The sequence below is a fragment of the Vibrio sp. 2033 genome, from assembly GCF_033339735.1.
Genome location: NZ_JAWOVC010000783.1, coordinates 1 through 527, shown reverse-complemented (window position 1 = coordinate 527; position 527 = coordinate 1). Strand labels below are relative to the sequence as shown.

The window sequence follows — 527 nt, the reverse complement described above, 5'->3', positions numbered from 1 at the left end:
TTTCAAATACGCCTTGGTCCAATTGTTGATTCAATGTTGAATCCCAGAAAATACGGCGTCCTAACAGTAATTCATTTTGACCATTCAACATGGTTGCTTGGCCATTTTCGTCAAACTCAAGCACACAATGGCCCATGGTCAGGGCATGGAAACCGGCTTGCACAACGTAGGTTCCATTTACTTTGATACCATAAGGATCATCTTCACCCAAACCAATCGCAGTAAAGTCACCTTGCAAACGGTGGCTATGACCACCCACGATGATACCGATGCCTTCTACTTGCTCTGCAAGTTCTAAGTCGCCCTCGTAACCTAGGTGACTCAGTAAAATAATGTTTTTGATTCCATCATTGTGAATTTGTGCGACCGTCGCTTTCGCGGTTTCAATTGCAGTCATAAATGGCGTATCGGCGTCAGGGTTTGCTATATCGCTCATTTTATCGATAGACAAACCAAAAATAGCGACTTTTACACCGTTAAACTCTTTCACAAGGTATTGCGCACTGCGTGAATCCGGTTGATAGCTC

At 43.8% G+C, this 527-nt stretch carries 1 pseudogene; it reads right to left on the bottom strand.

The annotated features are described in order from the left end of the window. Positions 1 to 527, bottom strand: a pseudogene (locus R7P74_RS29070) (bifunctional metallophosphatase/5'-nucleotidase); the annotation flags it as partial.